The following is a 17,175-nucleotide window of genomic DNA, read 5'->3' as shown; positions in this document are numbered from 1 at the left end:
TCCGGGATTTAAGCTATTGTACCAACGCCCCGGACTACTTAACTAATTCCGCAAACCGCTCGGATCCGCAATGAACACACCGTTTGACGAAGAACCTCAACGCCGCCCCGGCCTGTTTTCCCGGCTTCGTGGGTCCTTTCTGACGGGTATCGTCGTCATCGCCCCGGTTTGGCTGACGGTCTGGCTGATCTGGTCGGTGGTCGGATGGATCGACAGCGCAGTGCTGCCGCTGGTTCCACAGCGTTTCCAGCCCGAGGAATATGTCGGGATCAACCTGCGTGGCGTTGGCGTCGTCATCTTCCTGATCTTCACCATCATCGTCGGCTGGATTGCCAAAGGTATTCTTGGCCGCTCGCTGATTCATTTTGCCGAAAGCCTGGTCGACCGTATGCCTGTCATTCGTTCGGTCTATTCGGGGATCAAACAGATTTCCGAAACGGTATTTGCACAGACTGAACGGTCTTTCGAAAAGGCCTGCCTCATCCAATATCCACGTCGCGGTATCTGGGCGATCGGATTTGTTTCGACCACGGCGAAGGGCGAGGTCAGCGATCGCGCCGAGACCGGAGGCGAGCTGCTGAGTGTGTTTGTACCCACAACGCCAAACCCAACATCAGGATTTCTGCTGTTTTTCCCGGCCGAGGACGTCATCCTTTTGGATATGTCTATCGAAGAGGCAGCAAAACTGGTGATATCGGCCGGCCTTGTCTATCCGAATGACAAGGACCCAACACAGCCACCCGAGTAGTCAGCCGAACATTGCGGGCAGATCCACCGTACTGCGTTCACCCAGTTCTTCCTTATGTTCACTCAGGAAACGATCGGCAGCCTCGCGACCCGCTTTCTTGAGTTTGTGAAGGATGACCGGGTTCGGAACGGTTTTGGTGGCGACAGACAGGCTGTTCATCAACTCGTTATCCGCAATCATATGAACCAGTACCCGGCTCATCTCGCCCGCTTTAAGCTTGCCGTCCTTCAGCAGCCGCTGAACAAAGTTGATTGCTCGCAGTTCGCGGAACAATGAAGAGTTAAAGCTGATCTCGTTGATCCGATTCTGGATTTGCTGCGGGGTTTTGGGCACTTCGTCCCGCTCAAGCGGATTGATATTCACGATGACAACATCATCGGGCAAATCGGTATTGAACAACGGATAAAGCGCCGGATTACCGGTATAGCCGCCGTCCCAATATGCTTCGGTGCGTTCTGTCTCGGGATCGAAAATCTCAACCGCCTGAAACAGGTTCGGCAGACAGGCAGACGCCAGGATCGCATCGGTCGAAACTTCATGGCCGGTGAAAACCCGTATCTTGCCACTACGCACACAAGTGGCGCAAACGAACAATTGCGGGCCTTCGTCGGCGCAAATCTCATCAAAGTTGAAACGGTCAACCACCGAAGTCAGTGGATTCTGATAAAACGGCCCATAAGCATAGGGCGAAACCATTCGTGACCAGGTGTCTGCCACAGAAAACGGTAGCGAGTATTCCATGGCCTGAGCGATCTGCGCAGGCTCCATCCCGCTAATCCAGTTCGCGATTCGCATATCGCCCACTGCACCCATACGCTTCCACAGACCATTCAAACACTCCCGCGCCCCATCGCGGCCCGCATGGACCATACCGGATTTGAAGGCCGCACCGTTCAGCGCCCCGGCTGAGGTGCCCGTGATGGCCGCAACCTCAAGATCTTCCTCGTCCAGCAGACGATCCAGCACGCCCCAGGTAAACGCGCCATGCGCACCTCCACCCTGCAATGCCAGATTGATCTGTTTCATTTCCCGTTTCTTTCCCGCCATGACCCGTAAGCTATCGAAGGTTGTAGGGCGATCACAACGCCGTCCAGCCACCATCCACAGAAATCGTCGTGCCGGTGATCTGTGCAGCGGCATCCGAACACAGGAAAACTGTCGTCCCGCCCAATTGTTCAACGGTGGCAAACTCTTTCGATGGCTGCCGTTCCAGCATGACGTTCTTGATCACGTCTTCGCGGCTCATGTCGTATTCTTTCATCGTGTCGGGAATCTGCGCCTCGACCAGCGGTGTCAGTACATAACCCGGACAGATGGCATTGCAGGTGATCGACTCCTGCGCCGTTTCAAGCGCAACGGTTTTGGTCATGCCGACCACGCCGTGCTTTGCGGCCACATATGCCGCTTTGAAAGGCGAAGCCGTCAGACCATGCGCTGACGCGATATTAACGACACGCCCCCAGCCAGCTTTTCGCATCATCGGTAGGGCCGCTGCCATGGTGTGGAAAGTCGAGTTCATGTTGATCGCGATAATCGCATCCCATTTCTCGACCGGAAACTGATCGATTGGTGAGACGTGTTGGATACCCGCGTTGTTGACCAGAATATCGCAGGCGCCTGCCTTTTCGATCAGCGCTCGGCACTCGTCACCTTTGGACATGTCGGCCTTGATGTATCGGGCATTGGTTCCGGTTTCCCGGCCAATCTCAGCAGCCAACGTATGATCTTCGTCGCGGTCCGTGAATGAGTTCAGGACGACATCCGCTCCGGCCTTGGCCAGTTCCCGCGCGACACCCAAACCAATGCCAGAGTTTGATCCAGTGATGATTGCTGTTTTTCCCGACAGGCTCATGAGGGCTCTCCAAATGACTCAGATTTGCTGACACAGTGCCATGCTGCACGTGCAAAGAAAACGGAGAAACATCACTCTTTCCGGATCACATCATCGCGCATTGCCATCGTGCAAATCAGGAAAACCCGACCACAAAAAAACGCCCGCACGAAGCGGGCGTTAAGTTATTGAGGCAGGTTTCATACAGGCAAGAAACCTATCGAGCAGTGCATCCTTTATAAGCAATTCCTTGCATTCATCCAAGCTAAAAGTTTGATAATATGAAAAATCATCGGTACGGTGAATCCCAACAAAATAAGGCCAGAGCAGGATTGTTTCCAAAATGAGCCAGGATTTTCTACACCCGTTTCGCTCTCTGATCACGGGAATCGCCACCATTTTCGCCGCATCGATGGCACATGCAGAATCGGCGCATGGCATAGCTATGTATGGGGACCCTGCTCTACCACCGGATTTTGTGTCTCTGCCCTATGCTAACCCTGACGCGCCCAAAGGCGGCAAGGTCGTGTTTGGAAATACCGGCGGCTATGACAGCCTCAACCCGTTCGTACAAAAAGGCACCTCTCCGTGGCAGCTTCGGTTCTGGACACACGAAGGTCTGATGGGCCGCTCCTGGGACGAACCTTTCACCCTTTACGGGCTGTTAGCCGAATCGGTTGAGACAGCCCCGGACCGTTCATGGGTCGAATTTACATTGCGAGAAAACGCGCGATTCTCGGACGACAGCCCAGTCACGGTGGATGATGTCATCTGGTCCTACCAGACATTGGGAACCGAAGGACATCTGCGCTATCGCGGCTTGTGGTCCAAAATCGATAGTATCGAGCAGACGGGCCCAAGATCTGTTCGGATCACGTTCAATGAACCTGACCGCGAACTTGCGATGCTCGCCGGGTTGCGCCCGATCCTGAAGAAAGACCAATGGGAAGGTAAGGATTTCGCCAGCGCCCAGCTGCACGACGTCCCGATTGGAACCGGCCCCTATGTGATCGATGACTATGAGGCCGGGCGCTATGTCAATCTGCTCCGAAACCCAAACTATTGGGGCGAAGATATTCCATTTCGTCGCGGTACCATGAACCTCGATGATATTCGGATCGAGTTTTACGGCGACCAGACCGTTCTGTTCGAGGCATTCAAGGCCGGAGAATTGTCAGCCGTCCGCGAATTCAACGCCGACAAATGGAATACGCAGTACAACTTCCCTGCCGTCCAGCGTGGTGACGTAATCAAAACCGAAATCCCACATGGCAAACCATCAGGAATGACCGGCTTCGTAATGAACACGCGTAAGCCGCCTTTTGATGACTGGCGCATGCGTGAGGCCCTGTTGCTGGCCTTCAACTTTGAATTCATCAACGACACCATCACCGGCGGTGCACAACCCCGGATCACTTCCTACTTTTCGGGTTCTGATCTGGCGATGCAGCCCGGGCCCGCAACCGAACGCGTGGCTGAACTGCTGGAACCTTATGCAGATGACCTTATGCCCGGTACGATCGAAGGGTATGAACTGCCTCAGGGTGATGGATCTGCACGCAATCGTTCAAACATCCGTAAAGCGGCCAAACTCCTGGAGGAAGCTGGCTGGACCATTCAGGACGGTGTCTTGCGAAATCAGAATGGCGACACCTTTACGATGACAGTCCTGCTGCAGCAGGGCGATAGCGACATGCAGACCGCTGTAGACATCTACTCACGCGCGCTCGAACGTCTGGGTATTCAGGTTCAAACCGAGACCGTCGATAACGCTCAATACACTGGTCGTGTCGCAGAACTTGATTTCGACATTACCCCATTCCGTCGTGCGCTCTCACTTTCGCCCGGCAACGAGCAACGTCTCTATTGGGGCAGCGAAGGTGCGGAAACGCCCGGAACCCGAAATCTGATGGGTGTAGCTTCACCTGCCGTGGACGGCATGATCGACGCCATGCTCGCCTCAGAAAGCCACGAGGACTTTGTTGCCGCGACGCGTGCGCTCGACCGTGTGCTGACCGCCGGTCGCTATGTTATTCCGATCTGGAGCTTTGATGTCGGCCGGATTGCCCACGCTAAAGAGCTGAAACAGCCAGAGAAGCTTCCGATTTACGGCGACGGTCCTGAATACATGCCACAGGTCTGGTGGTACGAGGATTGACGACCACGCTCTATTTCCATATTTCATGAAATATGGAAATAGAGATTCACGATAAGCTGGGCGCATTGGCGCATCCCAAACGACTGGACCTGTTTCGGCTGTTAATGCGCAGATACCCGGATTCTGTTCCAGCCGGTCAAATTGCTGAGGCGCTGGACCTCAAGCCCAATACCACGTCTACCTATCTCAACGCCCTCAAGGCGGCTGATCTGATCGAACAAAGCCGTCATGGCACCTCGTTGCAGTATACAGCCAAACTCCCGGCTGTTCGCGAGCTGTTTGGCGGTCTGTTAGGCGAGTGCTGCCAGAACCGACCCGATTTGTGCATCACCAGATCCGGAGATCCCCTCATGACCAGCCCTGACCGCGTTCTGAACGCCCTGTTCATCTGTACCGGAAACTCGGCCCGCTCAATAATGGCAGAGGCCATTCTGAACCAAGAAAGCAACGGCACCATTAGGGCTTTCTCAGCCGGAACGGCACCTTCGGGGTCGCCGAATGCAGATGTTTTGGAACTGCTTCGACAAAAAGGATACGCCACCGCTGATCTTCGTTCGAAATCGGTGGAAGAGTTTGCGGCAGAGGGTGCGCCGCAGATGGATTTTGTCTTCACAGTCTGCGACCACGCCGCGAACGAGGCATGCCCCGCTTGGCCCGGCCAACCGATGAGTGCGCATTGGGGACTCGCCGACCCGGTCAAAGCCCAGGGAACGGACGCACAGAAGAACCTCGCGTTTCAACAGACGTACGGCCTGCTGAGAAACCGCATTACAGCATTTACCAGCCTACCCTTCGAAACGCTCGACCGCATTTCGCTTCAACACAAGGTGGATGACATCGGCCGCATCACCGAGTGATCCACAAATCCACATACAGCCCAAGGATACCCCTTCATGAACATACTGGTTCTGTGTACCGGGAACTCTGCCCGGTCGATTTTGCTGGAATCGATCTTTAATCATACCGGCGATGGGCGGGTAAGAGCCTTTTCCGCTGGCTCGAACCCCACCGGCAGAGTGCATCCGCAATCTCTGACCCTACTGAGCGCGCAGGGACATGACATCTCGGATGCTCGCTCCAAAAGTTGGGACGAATTTGCAATCGAAGGCGCACCGGAAATGGACATGGTCATCACGGTCTGCGGGTCCGCAGCCGAAGAAACCTGTCCGGTCTGGCCAGGCGCGCCGGTACGCGCGCATTGGGGCGTGGAAGATCCCGCCGCCGCTGATGAGCCTGATTGGGATCAGGCATTTCGTACGGCCTATGACATCCTGGGCCGTCGGGCCGCAGCTTTGCTTGAATTGCCAGTAGAAACGATGGAGAGCGGCGAACTCTCTGCTCAGCTCAAGCGTATCGGAGGCATTCAATGAACGCGCGCAAGTACTTTGCTGAATTCCTCGGCACAGCTTTCCTGCTGATCGGTGTGGTTGGTTCGGGGATCATGGCGCAGACACTTTCGGGTGGAAACATCGCTTTGGCGTTGCTGGCGAACGCAATCGCCACGGGATGCATGCTTTATGCCATCATCACGACCCTGGGGCCTGTGTCTGGTGCGCATTTCAATCCTGCCGTGACCTTGGCCTTTGCTCTGCGGGGCGAACACCCCTGGAGCGCGGTCGCCCCCTACATGGTGGTTCAGATCGCAGGCGGGATCGTCGGCGTCTGGGCTTCACACTACATGTTTGATCTGCCGATTCTTCAGACCTCTGAAACTCTGCACCGCACCGGGTCTCACCAATGGTTTTCCGAAATCATCGCAACGCTGGGCCTGCTGTTCGTGATTTTCGGCGGAATTCGGCACAAACCGGACACTGTACCAGCGCTTGTGGGCCTCTATATCACCGGCGCCTACTGGTACACATCATCCACAAGTTTTGCGAACCCGGCGGTCACAATAGCAAGGGGGTTTACGGATACCTTTGCGGGCATATACCCTGCGCACATACCGATGTTCATCGTGATGCAGATTATTGCTGTGTTTATCGGGCACATAGTTCTGAATTGGCTGTTTCAGCCCGAAGAATAACGGACCGGCCGCCACTCACTTTCAAGCAGGTCCGAACGCCCGTTGCGGGATGTCCGCAGCGGGCAATTTTTTGCCACTTTGTTACGTTGCGTCAAGGTGCGACATTTTGTCATGTCATCTGCAACACCACCCCGTCCTTACCCTGTCTGGGGGAGAGCAGTCCTGAAACACGTACAAAGGAAAGCTCGCAGATGCTGAACTGGACTGATCTGACGCAAGACTGGAGTGCATCTTACGCGCGTGCCAAACGCCGTTTTCCGAACTTGCGCGACCGCGATATGGCGCGCGTCAAGAAGGACCGAAAACGGTTCGAAGCTTATTTGGCGGAGCGCCACCATCTGACTGTGAACGAAGCCCACGAAGAGGTAGAGGACTTTCTGTTCACGGAAGGACTGAACCGCGAACTGGCCAGCCGTTAGGCCAGAGATGTCACCCAAAGGATCGTAGCATCCTCGTCACTGACAGAAATCACATTGTGTCCCATGCTGCCGTCGTAATAGGCGCTGTCGCCTCGGCGCATCTCAACGGGTTCGTAGAACTCGGTGTAAAGGCGCACAACGCCCGTCAGGACATACAGGAATTCTTCGCCATCATGGCGCACCCACCCATCGAACTCTTCCATTGAACGGGCGCGAACGCGGGCGCGATATGGCAACATCTGCTTTTTCGTCAACGCTTCAGCAAGCAATTCATGCTCGTAAGTCGCGGTCGCGTGTGCCGTCCCTGCCCCCATCTTGGTCACTGCCATACGACCGATAACCTGATCACGCTCGGGCGGGGTGAAAAGCTGAGGCACCGAAATCTCAAGACCCGTCGCAAGCTTTTTCAGCGCGTCGTATGTCGGAGACATCTGACCATTTTCGATCTTGCTGAGCGTCGAGCGTGCAAGACCCGCCTGACTGGCTGCCTGCTCCAGCGTCCATTTGCGCGCCTTTCGCAGCTCGCGCACGCGGGCGCCAAGGTCTACGGGCTCAGGCTCGGTGCGGATACCGTTGTCACGTGCAATACGGACGATGGATTTGTGATCGCGGCTGGTCATGTCCACGTCTATAGGGCCAGCGACCAGCGCTTGCAACGCGCGTTGCACAGCGATAGCCAGATCGCATGTTGTCGATATTCGATCATGGCGCACCGCCGCCCTGCCCTGCACCATTCAATCTGGCCGCGCATGTTCTGCGCCATGCAGATGCAACCCCGGATAAGATAGCTTTGTCCGTATTGCGCGCAGACGGGGTCCAGAACTGGACCTACCGGGCATTGCAACGCGCTGTTCTGGCGACAGGCACCGGTCTGCTACAGGCAGACCTGAACCCCGGCGAAATTGTCCTGATGCGTTTGGGGAATACGGTGGATTTCCCGATCGCCTATCTCGGCGCAATCTCAGTTGGTCTTGTTCCGGTCCCAACCTCATCCCAACTGACCGAACCGGAAACTGCCAAGATTATAGAAGAGCTGGCCCCGGCTGCCGTTCTACGCGATCCCGGCGTTGCCTGTGCAGCTCATGAGCGCGAGATCAGCCTGCAAGAGCTAGTCCAGATGCGCGAGCTGTCTGCTGCATCTTACCAAATGGGTGATCCTGAAAGGTTAGCTTACGTTGTCTACACCTCTGGAACATCAGGTAAACCGCGTGCCGTAGCCCATGCCCATCGGGCTATCTGGGCGCGACAGGTGATGGTGGATGGCTGGTATGGCTTGCGCCCCACCGACCGGCTGTGTCACGCGGGCGCTTTCAATTGGACCTACACGCTCGGTACCGGATTGATGGACCCCTGGACTATCGGAGCGACTGCCCTGATCCCCGAACCCGGTACCGATACATCAGCACTGTCTGATATGCTGCGAAAGCACAAGGCAACAATCTTTGCCGCCGCACCGGGCGTTTTCCGTAAAATGCTACAAAGCCACGAGAAAATGTCTCTACCCAATCTGCGGCATGGTTTATGTGCGGGGGAAAAACTGTCCCGCCATCTACATGAAAAATGGACCCATATCACGGGAACCGAGCTGTACGAGGCATATGGCATGTCCGAATGCTCGACCTTTATTTCCGCCAGCCCGACACATCCCGCCCGGGGTGACAGCCTTGGCCAACCCCAGCCGGGCCGCCGCGTGGCGATCATGGGGCCGGACGGGCCGGTACAGTTGGGTGAGGAAGGAACCATTGCCGTTCACCAATCAGACCCCGGATTGATGCTGACCTACCTCAACGCCCCAGACGAGGCGCGCGCCAGAATGCAGGGCGAGTGGTTCCTGACCGGCGATCAGGGTTCCATGGATGGCGATGGGCAGATCACCTATCTTGGTCGCGACGACGACATGATGAACGCAGGCGGCTATCGCGTTTCCCCGGTTGAGGTCGAAGCGGTACTGTCCCGCTATCCCGGCATATCGCAGGTCGGAGCTGCGGCTGTGGAGGTCAAACAGGACACATTCGTGATAGCAGCCTTCTATACCGGCCCAGAAAAGCTGGACGAGACGGCCTTGCGATCCTATGTCGAGGCAAATCTGGCGCGGTACAAACAACCCCGTGCTTTTGTATATCTTCCGGCCCTGCCCAGCGGTGGCAACGGTAAACTCCTGCGCCGCGCATTGCCGGCCCATTTCAAGGCGTCTTCCGAATGACCCAGACTGTCAAACTCGACATCCTGTCCGATCCGATCTGCCCGTGGTGCTATATCGGCAAGACGCATCTGGACAAGGCGCTGGCCGAAGTGCCGAACCACCCCTTTGTGATTGAATGGCACCCCTTTCAATTGAACCCCGACATGCCCGACATGGGTATGGATCGCCGCGAATATCTTGAACGCAAGTTCGGCGGCAAGGAAGGTGCGGTTCGCGCCTACGCTCCAGTTGTTGAGCATGCGGAGAACGCCGGGCTAAAGATCGATTTTGAGGGTATGCAGCGCACCCCCAATACACTGGATGCCCACCGATTGATCCACTGGGCCGGGATCGAAGGCAAACAGAACGAAATCGTCGACGCCTTGTTCGATGCCTACTTCGTGCAAGCCCGCGACATCGGAGATCACGAAGTTCTGGCCGACATCGCAGACAGTGTCGGGATGGATGCCGCGGTGGTACTGAAACTGCTGCAATCAGATGCTGATCGCGAGGATATCCGCAAGCGTGACAGCCATTCACGCGAAATGGGTGTCAGTTCGGTCCCGACGTACATCGTCGCCAATCAACACGCCGTTCCGGGTGCGCAACCACCTGAAATGTGGGGAAAAGTGATCGGCGAGATCATGTCTCAAATTGAGGCTTCCTCTGCAGAATAGCACATAGATCTGTGCATTTTCCCACCTAGTCCAACCCGTTCAGCCGTGATAGCGCGAACGGGTAAGGAGTCTTTTATGGCCGACCGCATGTCCAAGGCGGAATTCATTGCGCTTATCGCAATGATGTTCGCCACCATCGCATTTTCGATTGATTCAATGTTGCCCGCCCTTCCCGAGATCGGCGCGCAGCTAAGCCCAGATGACGTCAACCGGGCGCAGTTGATCCTGACCTCTTTCGTGTTGGGAATGGGGATCGGCACATTCTTCACAGGCCCAATTTCAGATGCGGTCGGACGCAAGCCGGTGATTTATGCCGGTGCCGTCCTTTACATTATCGCGTCCGCAGTAGCCTGGGCCAGTTCGTCGTTGGAAATGGTACTGGCTGCACGTGTGGTTCAGGGATTGGGCGCAGCTGGTCCGCGCGTTGTTGCCATGGCTGTCATCCGCGATCTTTACTCTGGTCGCGAAATGGCGCGGATCATCTCGATTGCGATGATGATCTTTACACTGATTCCTGCTGCTGCCCCGATGCTGGGAGCTGGTGTCATTGCTATCGCAGGATGGCGCAGCATCTTTGTATCCTTCATCCTGTTTGCTCTGATCGTCATACTCTGGATGGGCATTCGCCTGCCCGAGTCGCTGGCGCGCGAAAACCGCCGCCCGTTTCGTCTGCCGCTGATGGTATCCGCCGTGAAAGAGATGTTCGCGCATCCCACAGTGCGCCTGTCCATTCTGGTTCAGACCCTGTGTATGGGCGTACTGTTCACCATGCTGACCATGGTGCAGCCGGTTTATGACATCATCCACGACCGGGCCGATAGCTTTCCGTTCTGGTTCGGCTTTATCGCGCTTGTCTCCGGGTCTGCCAGCCTGCTGAACGCTGCATTGGTCGTGCGTGTTGGTATGCGTCGGATGGTGACCTGGGCCTTGGGTGGCCAGATATTGATCACATCGGCCGTCATCTCTGTAAGTATGATGAACCTGTCACCCGAAGCTGATTTTGCCCTGTTTGTCTTCTGGCAGACCACCGTGTTCTTTATGGCCGGTGTGACGATGGGCAACCTTAATGCGATTGCAATGGAACCCATGGGCCATATCGCAGGAATGGCCGCGTCGGTAATAGGATCGATTGCAACGGTTCTGGCGGCAGTCATCGCAGCGCCAGTGGGCCTGTTGTTCGACGGATCGTTGACACCATTGACCACCGGAATTCTGACCATGTGCGTGATCGGCTTTGGCCTGATGGTGCATATGGGCCGGATTGAAAACAGACTGCCCGCCTGATCTGTGCAGCGGCCGTGAATCGCGCTAACCTGCCTGCAATTGGTGGGGAGTTTTCGATGAGCGACTATTACGATCTGGGCACACATACCTGCCCGGTCACGACATCTTCGTCAGAAGCACAAACATGGTTCGATCGCGGTCTGGTCTGGACATTCGGATTTAACCATGACGAGGCGGTTGCCTGCTTTCAACGCGCGCTGGAACATGACCCCGAATGCGCAATGGCCCACTGGGGCATCGCTTACGCGGCTGGTCCCAACTACAATCTGCCCTGGGATCTGCGCGACGAGCGTGGACAGATCAAAGCCCTGAACTGCGCATATGATGCCACCCAAAAGGCGCTGGCATTGATGGATGGCTGTACTACGGCTGAAAAGGCCCTGATCCGTGCCCTGCCCGCACGATATCCGCAGCGTGATCCGGCCGAAGACATGCACATCTGGGATCACAACTTCGCTGATGCGATGCGGGTGGCCTTTACCGAGCAACCTGATCATCTGGATCTGCGCTCGATCTACGTTGAGGCGCTGATGAACCTGACGCCATGGCAGATGTGGGACCTGACAACCGGGCAGCCTGCCGAAGGGGCCGCAACACTCGAGGCGCAGGAAGCGCTAGAATGGGCGATGGCAAACAATCCGGCCACGATGACCCATCCCGGATTGCTGCACCTTTATGTCCATCTGATGGAAATGTCGCCCACACCTGAAAAGGCCCTGAAAGCCGGTGATATTTTGCGGACTCTCGTGCCCGATGCTGGCCATCTGGTGCATATGCCAACGCATATTGACGTACTTTGCGGACACTACCACAACGTCGTCTATTGGAATGAAAAAGCCTCCGTAGCCGATCTGAAGTATTACGAACGTGAAGGTGCCTTCAACATCTACACGGGATACCGCCAGCACGATTATCACTTTGCCATCTACGGAGCTTTGTTCCTTGGTCAGATGGAACCCGCTTTGCGCGCCAACAAGGGTTTGTGGGCTACAACACCCGAAGAGATGCTGCGCATCGAGAGCCCCCCTATGGCGGACTATTTTGAGAGCTACATGTCCATGGGTCCTCATATCCTGATCCGGTTTGGGCGCTGGGATGAGGCAAAGGCGTTGGAACTGCCTTCTGACCCTGATCTGTATCTTACTCTGACCGCAACAACACACTACGCTCGTGCAATTGCACATGCGGCGACCAATCAGGTCGCTGAGGCCGAAGCGGAAGAGCAAAAGTTCCTCGCAGCCAAAGATCGCGTTCCGGAAACCCGCCTGATGCACAATAACCGTGTCGTTGATCTGCTTGAAATTGCAAGGGAAATGCTGCGTGGTGAGATTGAATATCGCAAAGGCAACTATGTTGCGGCTTATGCCCATCTGCGTCGCTCGGTCGAGCTGGACGATACCCTGCCATATGATGAACCTTGGGGTTGGATGCAGCCGACCCGACACGCGCTGGGGGCGCTGCTGTTCGAACAAGGGCATGTGGATGAGGCCGAAGCGGTCTATCGCGAAGATCTTGGCCTTGGTGGTTCACTCAGCCGTGCGTCAATCCACCCCGACAATGTCTGGAGCCTCAAAGGCCTGCATGATTGCCTGAAGGCCCGCGGAGAAACTCTTGAAATCAAACAGATCAGGCAGCGACTGGACCTTGCTCTGGCTCGTGCCGACCGAGCAGTTGGCGCCTCCTGTTTCTGTGCACAAGCTGCGATGAAGGCCGCCGAATGAAACTTACACCATTGTTAATCGCCGCTCTGCTTGCGACTCCGGCACTGGCAAACCGACAGACCTTTCCCCCTGTCGACGAGGCCGAGCAGGATCCATCACTGCAGGCTTTCAGAACCGAGCTGTTGGCCAGTGTCACGGCCCGGGATATCAACCGTGTCGTCGGCTCTAGCTGCCCAGATATCTACCTCAGTCACGGCGGTTCAGGTGGACCTGACGAATTTCAGGCAAACCTGACACTGGATCCTGAAACGCTGGACGAAAGCCTGCGTGATCATGCGGATGAAATCCGGGACGCCTATTGGGCTGCCCTCGAAGACACTCTGTCTCAGCCAGGGTATTTTGATGACCAGGGCGAGTTCTGGATGCCGTATCAGTGGAAACTGACACTCCCCGCCTCGCTTGACCCTTTCGTCGCCTATTACGTCACGGGCGAGAACGTCACATTGCGTCAGGGCCCATCCCGTTCGGACAGCGTGCTTGGCCAGATCAGCCACGAGGTCGTTATCATTCCGGACTATCAAGAGGGCGCGGACTATCAACTGGTGCGCCTGACAGACGGCACACCCGGCTACATGCACAGCGATTTTCTTTGGTCCATGGTCGGCTACCGAGCCGCATTGGTGAAAGCCGAAAACGGAGACTGGCAGCTTTGCACCTTTGTGACGGGTGACTAGGCGCTGGCCTTCTTCTTTTCGGCCACCACCTTCTCGGCCAGATCACGAGCGATGGCAAAGGCGCCCTTGATCTTGTCACTGTCCTTTTTCCAGTCACGGCGCACAACGATCTTGTTGTCCTTGACCTTCGCCAACCCGCGCTGGTTCTGGATGAACTCGACCAACCCCTGAGGCGAGGCAAATTTATCGTTGTGGAACTGAATTGTCGCGCCTTTCGGTCCACCGTCAAGCTTGGCGATCCCGGCCCGTTTGCACATGGCCTTGATGCGGACGACCAGCATCAGCGTATTCACCTCTTTCGGCAGTGTACCAAAACGGTCGATCAATTCGGCTGCAAACCCTTCCAGTTCCACCTTGGTCGAAAGCGATGACAGGCGTCGATAGAGGCCCAGACGGACATCCAGATCGGGCACATAATCCTCGGGGATCAGGACAGGTACGCCCAGATTGATCTGCGGGGCCCATTGATCGTCAGCATCCGATAACCCTTCCATCTCGCCCGCTTTGATTTTGGCAATCGCCTCTTCCAGCATCGACTGGTAGAGTTCATAGCCGACGTCGCGCATCTGACCGGATTGCTCTTCGCCCAGCAGGTTGCCCGCGCCACGAATATCGAGATCCTGCGAGGCAAGCGTGAACCCGGCGCCCAGCGTATCCAGTGAGCCCAGAACACGCAGGCGTTTTTCGGCCGTTGCCGTGAGTTTCTGGCGCGGTTTAGTGGTCAAATAGGCGTATGCGCGTGTTTTCGAACGCCCTACCCGGCCACGGATCTGATAGAGTTGTGCAAGCCCGAACATATCAGCCCGGTGCACGACCATCGTGTTCGCCGTCGGAATATCCAGTCCGCTTTCCACAATCGTGGTGGCCAGCAGCACATCGTATTTTCCGTCATAGAAGGCATTCATCCTGTCATCGAGTTCGCCCGCAGCCATCTGGCCATGCGCCACGACGTAGGTGAGTTCAGGCAATTGCTCTTTCAGGAATTCCTCGATCTCGGGCAGGTCCGAGATGCGCGGCACCACATAGAAACTCTGCCCGCCGCGATAATGCTCGCGTAGCAGTGCCTCACGGATCGTGACCGCGTCGAATTCACTGACATAGGTGCGGATCGCCAGACGATCGATGGGCGGGGTTCCAATGATCGACAGATCACGCACTCCGGTCAGACTGAGTTGCAGGGTGCGTGGAATGGGTGTCGCGGTCAGCGTCAGAACGTGAATATCGGAACGCAGTTGCTTCAGACGTTCCTTATGCGCAACGCCGAAATGCTGTTCTTCGTCAATGATCAGCAGACCGAGGTTGTTGAAGCGTATCCCCTTCGCCAGCAAAGCGTGCGTACCGATAACAATATCAACAGTTCCACGCGCGAGCCCATCGCGCGTTTGCTGCGCTTCTTTTCCAGATACAAAGCGGGAAAGCTGCCGAACCTCCAGCGGGAAACCCCGGAAGCGTTCCTTGAAACTGGCTGCATGTTGTCGGGCCAGCAGTGTTGTCGGCGCGACGACCGCCACCTGGACACCGGACATCGCTGCTACAAAGGCTGCCCGCATTGCAACCTCGGTTTTGCCAAAGCCTACGTCACCGCAGATCAGGCGATCCATCGGCGCGCCTGAATGTATGTCCTCCATCACCTCGGCGATCGCACGCAGCTGATCGTCGGTTTCCTGATAAGGGAACCGGGCGCTGAACTCCTCCCACGCATGCGGCGGCGGATCCATCACGGGCGCCTTGCGCAATGCACGTTCGGCAGCGATACGGATCAGCTTGTCCGCCATCTCGCGAATGCGCTCTTTCAGTTTCGCTTTCTTGGCCTGCCATGCACCGCCGCCAAGTCTGTCCAACAATCCTTCTTCGTGACCGTATTTCGACAGCAGCTCGATATTCTCGACAGGCAGGTACAGTTTGGACTGCTCGGCATATTCCAACAGCAAGCATTCATGTGCCGCGCCCGCTGCAGTCACGACCTCCATGCCCATGTAACGACCAATACCGTGATCGACATGCACCACCAGATCACCAGGACTGAGCGATTGGGTCTCGGTCAGGAAATTCTCGGCCTTCCGGCGTTTCTTGGGCTGCCGGATCAGGCGATCGCCCAGAACATCTTGCTCGGCGATGACCGTAAGATCAGGCGTCTCGAACCCATGCTCCAGTGCCCAAACTGCCAGATGCAATCCGCGCTTGCCAATCCGCTCGCCGCCTGCGACGGGGATCGCTTCGGCCAGCCCCTCATCCTCGATCAGACCGGTTAAACGCTCGCGTGCACCTTCGGAGTATGAGGCGATCAGAACCGGCCCCTTGTCCAGCTTGTCTTTAATGTGTCCGGCCAGCGCACCAAACAGGCTAATGCTTTCTTGCTGACGTTCGGGGGCAAAGTTGCGCCCGATCCGCCCGCCTGCATCGATCACACCGGGACCGCTGGCTTGGGGCAGCGGGCTGAACTGCATGACACGACGTTCACCGACCGCTGTCTCCCATGCGGCGTCATCAAGATACAGCAAACCCGGAGGAGTTGGTTTGTAAACCGTATCCATCCGCGACCGGCTCTCGAGGGCAAGACGCCGCGTTTGGTATTGGTCTTCAATACTCTCCCAACGTGCCAGCCGCGCCGGGGTAACCTGATCATCCAACGAAATCGTGGCACCGGGCAGATAGTCGAACAATGTCTCGAGCTTTTCGTGAAAGAAGGGCAGCCAGTGTTCCATGCCCTGATGCTTGCGACCGGCACTTACGGCCTCATACAGCGGGTCATCGGTCCCCGCTGCACCAAACTCAATTCGATAGTTCTGACGGAACCTTGTAATCGCGGCATCGTCTAGAATGACCTCGGATACCGGAGCAAGCTCTACGATCTCCAATTTTTCGGTCGTGCGCTGAGACACCGGATCAAATCGGCGGGCCCCATCCAGAACATCGCCAAACAGATCCAACCGGACCGGACCGGTTTCGCCGGGCGGGAATATGTCGATGATCCCACCCCGAACGGCATAATCGCCCGGCTCCATCACCGTCGGGCTTTGTGTGAAACCCATCCGTACCAGGAACTTCCGCAGCGCGTCTTCATCTACGCGTTGGTTTACGCGCGCGGTAAATGCCGCCTCGCGCAGAACATCGCGTGCTGGGATTCGCTGGGTTGCAGCGTTGAGTGTTGTCAGCAGAACGAACTGCTGGGGCATCTGGTGCACCAACGCGGCCAGAGTCGCTACACGCGCCGCCGCAATATCCGGATTCGGAGAGACCCGGTCATATGGTAGACAATCCCACCCCGGGAACACGAACACTGGCATATCCGGTGCAAAGAAAGTCAATGCAGCCCGCATTGCCTCCATCCGCTTGTCATCGCGCGCGACATGACAGACTGGGCCTCCAGAACGAGAGACCTCGTTCAGGACAAGCTGTGCATCATACCCTTCAGGGGCGCCGCCAACTGTTACGTGGTTCGGAGCCTTCATCGC

15 protein-coding genes are annotated in these 17,175 nt (G+C 56.5%); 11 read left to right on the top strand and 4 right to left on the bottom strand.

Annotated elements, in window-relative coordinates:
* Positions 1 to 70: 70 nt before the first annotated feature.
* Complete coding sequence (locus tag ACR0CW_RS06875; protein WP_170330638.1) at positions 71 to 748, top strand: DUF502 domain-containing protein; 678 nt, start codon at positions 71 to 73, stop codon at positions 746 to 748.
* Here the strand turns inward: ACR0CW_RS06875 and ACR0CW_RS06870 are convergent, their stop codons facing one another.
* A complete protein-coding gene (locus ACR0CW_RS06870; protein WP_480787250.1) occupies positions 749 to 1,774 on the bottom strand; it encodes a patatin-like phospholipase family protein in 1,026 nt (341 codons plus the stop codon).
* A gap of 52 nt (positions 1,775 to 1,826) precedes the next feature.
* The gene (locus ACR0CW_RS06865) at positions 1,827 to 2,600 is read right to left on the bottom strand and encodes a 3-hydroxybutyrate dehydrogenase (protein ID WP_480787249.1); all 774 of its coding nucleotides are present in this window, start codon (positions 2,598 to 2,600) and stop codon (positions 1,827 to 1,829) included.
* Between the two features lie 322 nt (positions 2,601 to 2,922).
* Between ACR0CW_RS06865 and ACR0CW_RS06860 the strand changes: the two genes are divergently transcribed.
* The 5 genes from ACR0CW_RS06860 to ACR0CW_RS06840 all read left to right on the top strand — a co-directional run bounded on the left by ACR0CW_RS06860 (position 2,923) and on the right by ACR0CW_RS06840 (position 7,182).
* On the top strand, positions 2,923 to 4,737 hold the full coding sequence (locus ACR0CW_RS06860; RefSeq protein ID WP_480787248.1) for an extracellular solute-binding protein: 1,815 nt from the start codon (positions 2,923 to 2,925) through the stop codon (positions 4,735 to 4,737).
* 32 nt (positions 4,738 to 4,769) lie between these two features.
* A complete protein-coding gene (locus ACR0CW_RS06855; RefSeq protein ID WP_480787247.1) occupies positions 4,770 to 5,594 on the top strand; it encodes an arsenate reductase/protein-tyrosine-phosphatase family protein in 825 nt (274 codons plus the stop codon).
* Positions 5,595 to 5,630: 36 nt separating this feature from the next.
* Entirely contained in the window at positions 5,631 to 6,107 is a 477-nt protein-coding gene (locus ACR0CW_RS06850) for an arsenate reductase ArsC (protein WP_480787246.1), read from the top strand.
* Positions 6,104 to 6,763 (top strand): aquaporin, encoded by a 660-nt coding sequence (locus ACR0CW_RS06845; RefSeq protein ID WP_480787245.1) that lies wholly within the window; start codon positions 6,104 to 6,106, stop codon positions 6,761 to 6,763. The genes ACR0CW_RS06850 and ACR0CW_RS06845 overlap by 4 nt, the downstream gene beginning before the upstream one ends.
* A 191-nt stretch (positions 6,764 to 6,954) precedes the next feature.
* Positions 6,955 to 7,182 (top strand): hypothetical protein, encoded by a 228-nt coding sequence (locus tag ACR0CW_RS06840; protein WP_155147174.1) that lies wholly within the window; start codon positions 6,955 to 6,957, stop codon positions 7,180 to 7,182.
* Here the strand turns inward: ACR0CW_RS06840 and ACR0CW_RS06835 are convergent.
* A complete protein-coding gene (locus tag ACR0CW_RS06835; protein WP_155147176.1) occupies positions 7,179 to 7,802 on the bottom strand; it encodes a helix-turn-helix domain-containing protein in 624 nt (207 codons plus the stop codon). The two genes, ACR0CW_RS06840 and ACR0CW_RS06835, sit on opposite strands and share 4 nt — an antisense overlap.
* A gap of 65 nt (positions 7,803 to 7,867) precedes the next feature.
* On the opposite strand from ACR0CW_RS06835, the gene ACR0CW_RS06830 reads away from it, so the two are divergent.
* The 5 genes from ACR0CW_RS06830 (at position 7,868) to ACR0CW_RS06810 (ending at position 13,720) form a co-directional block, all read left to right on the top strand.
* Positions 7,868 to 9,385, top strand: a complete 1,518-nt coding sequence (locus tag ACR0CW_RS06830) for a class I adenylate-forming enzyme family protein (RefSeq protein WP_480740476.1) — start codon at positions 7,868 to 7,870, stop codon at positions 9,383 to 9,385.
* Positions 9,382 to 10,041 carry a DsbA family oxidoreductase gene (locus ACR0CW_RS06825; protein ID WP_170330655.1) on the top strand — a complete coding sequence of 220 codons (660 nt, stop codon included), beginning with the start codon at positions 9,382 to 9,384 and terminating at the stop codon, positions 10,039 to 10,041. Before ACR0CW_RS06830 ends, ACR0CW_RS06825 begins: the two co-directional genes overlap by 4 nt.
* 75 nt (positions 10,042 to 10,116) lie before the next feature.
* Positions 10,117 to 11,325, top strand: a complete 1,209-nt coding sequence (locus ACR0CW_RS06820; protein ID WP_170330657.1) for a multidrug effflux MFS transporter — start codon at positions 10,117 to 10,119, stop codon at positions 11,323 to 11,325.
* A gap of 56 nt (positions 11,326 to 11,381) precedes the next feature.
* On the top strand, positions 11,382 to 13,046 hold the full coding sequence (locus tag ACR0CW_RS06815) for a tetratricopeptide repeat protein (protein WP_480787244.1): 1,665 nt from the start codon (positions 11,382 to 11,384) through the stop codon (positions 13,044 to 13,046).
* Positions 13,043 to 13,720, top strand: a complete 678-nt coding sequence (locus ACR0CW_RS06810; RefSeq protein WP_480787243.1) for an SH3 domain-containing protein — start codon at positions 13,043 to 13,045, stop codon at positions 13,718 to 13,720. The genes ACR0CW_RS06815 and ACR0CW_RS06810 overlap by 4 nt, the downstream gene beginning before the upstream one ends.
* Here ACR0CW_RS06810 and mfd read toward each other — a convergent pair.
* Positions 13,717 to 17,172, bottom strand: coding sequence for a transcription-repair coupling factor (gene mfd / locus ACR0CW_RS06805; RefSeq protein ID WP_480787242.1), 3,456 nt, complete (start codon positions 17,170 to 17,172; stop codon positions 13,717 to 13,719). The genes ACR0CW_RS06810 and mfd overlap by 4 nt on opposite strands.
* Between the last annotated feature and the right edge of the window lie 3 nt (positions 17,173 to 17,175).

This window comes from Ruegeria sp. CH6 (genome assembly GCF_056537005.1).
The sequence above is the reverse complement of the archived record's forward strand: the minus strand, read 5'-3'. Positions and strand labels throughout refer to the sequence as shown.

Coding starts and splice junctions, on each gene's coding strand:
- ACR0CW_RS06825 (WP_170330655.1), top strand. CDS start 9,382: ATGACCCAGACTGTCAAACTCGACATCCTGTCCGATCCGATCTGCCCG.
- ACR0CW_RS06865 (WP_480787249.1), bottom strand. CDS start 2,600: ATGAGCCTGTCGGGAAAAACAGCAATCATCACTGGATCAAACTCTGGC.
- ACR0CW_RS06840 (WP_155147174.1), top strand. CDS start 6,955: ATGCTGAACTGGACTGATCTGACGCAAGACTGGAGTGCATCTTACGCG.
- ACR0CW_RS06820 (WP_170330657.1), top strand. CDS start 10,117: ATGGCCGACCGCATGTCCAAGGCGGAATTCATTGCGCTTATCGCAATG.
- mfd (WP_480787242.1), bottom strand. CDS start 17,172: ATGAAGGCTCCGAACCACGTAACAGTTGGCGGCGCCCCTGAAGGGTAT.
- ACR0CW_RS06815 (WP_480787244.1), top strand. CDS start 11,382: ATGAGCGACTATTACGATCTGGGCACACATACCTGCCCGGTCACGACA.
- ACR0CW_RS06835 (WP_155147176.1), bottom strand. CDS start 7,802: ATGACCAGCCGCGATCACAAATCCATCGTCCGTATTGCACGTGACAAC.
- ACR0CW_RS06875 (WP_170330638.1), top strand. CDS start 71: ATGAACACACCGTTTGACGAAGAACCTCAACGCCGCCCCGGCCTGTTT.
- ACR0CW_RS06870 (WP_480787250.1), bottom strand. CDS start 1,774: ATGAAACAGATCAATCTGGCATTGCAGGGTGGAGGTGCGCATGGCGCG.
- ACR0CW_RS06810 (WP_480787243.1), top strand. CDS start 13,043: ATGAAACTTACACCATTGTTAATCGCCGCTCTGCTTGCGACTCCGGCA.
- ACR0CW_RS06830 (WP_480740476.1), top strand. CDS start 7,868: ATGTTGTCGATATTCGATCATGGCGCACCGCCGCCCTGCCCTGCACCA.
- ACR0CW_RS06860 (WP_480787248.1), top strand. CDS start 2,923: ATGAGCCAGGATTTTCTACACCCGTTTCGCTCTCTGATCACGGGAATC.
- ACR0CW_RS06855 (WP_480787247.1), top strand. CDS start 4,770: ATGGAAATAGAGATTCACGATAAGCTGGGCGCATTGGCGCATCCCAAA.
- ACR0CW_RS06850 (WP_480787246.1), top strand. CDS start 5,631: ATGAACATACTGGTTCTGTGTACCGGGAACTCTGCCCGGTCGATTTTG.
- ACR0CW_RS06845 (WP_480787245.1), top strand. CDS start 6,104: ATGAACGCGCGCAAGTACTTTGCTGAATTCCTCGGCACAGCTTTCCTG.